This window comes from Bifidobacterium jacchi (assembly GCF_009078285.1).
Lineage (GTDB): Bacteria > Actinomycetota > Actinomycetes > Actinomycetales > Bifidobacteriaceae > Bifidobacterium > Bifidobacterium jacchi.
In genome coordinates this window covers 1-765 of record NZ_RQSP01000110.1, presented here as the reverse complement: position 1 = coordinate 765, position 765 = coordinate 1, and the positions used below count along the sequence as shown (strand labels likewise).

The following is a 765-nucleotide window of genomic DNA, read 5'->3' as shown; positions in this document are numbered from 1 at the left end:
CGATCTGCGTGACGCTACAGAAACCCACTATGCGGACAAAAGGCAATAAGCGAAAATGGAAGCACCTCGTATCATCCAATACTGACGTATAGAACGTGATTCTTACAACAATAATAGTCAGCCTGCAACATCAGGCGTGACGATACCGGGTTTGTGCTCTCCTTGAATCGGTGTACCGTCAGAATACCCAAGTTCACCGTACTGGGGCGTGTTTTGCTGGGGTGTGGACTGCTGGGGTGTGGACTGCTGGGGTGCGGTGTATTGGGGTGAAGTGGCCTGATTTTTGTTCCGTCTCTACTGTGAGACGGCTTGTGCCGCCTGCTGTCGATAATACTCGTTCTCCACGTCCTGTGGTGTCCTGTAGCCCAGCGAGGCGTGCAGCCGTTCCGAGTTGTACCACGCCACCCACCGCATCGTCGCGTATTCCAGCTCGTCGACCGTCCGGTACGGCCTGTTGACCCAGACCAGCTCGCGCTTGTACGAGTTGTTCGTGCGTTCCGCCAGCGCGTTGTCGTACGAGTCGCCGACCGTGCCGGTCGACGGGAGCATGCCCGCGTCCGCCACGTGCGTGGAGTACACGAGACTGATGTACTGCTGCGACCCGTGGTCGCAGTGATGCACGCACCCGTCCGCGCCCCCGTGGCAGCGTGCCCACATGACGGCCTGCTCCAACGCCTGCAACGGCAGGTCCTCGGTGCGCATCGTCCTGGCGACCGCCCAGCCCACGATCCGACGAGCGAACGCGTCGGTGACGAACGCGACGTA

Annotated in this window: 1 pseudogene; it reads right to left on the bottom strand. The window is 60.1% G+C overall.

Annotation, left to right across the window (positions count from 1 at the left end):
* Nucleotides 1–271: 271 nt before the first annotated feature.
* Nucleotides 272–765 (bottom strand): annotated as a pseudogene (locus EHS19_RS10535) (transposase); the annotation flags it as partial.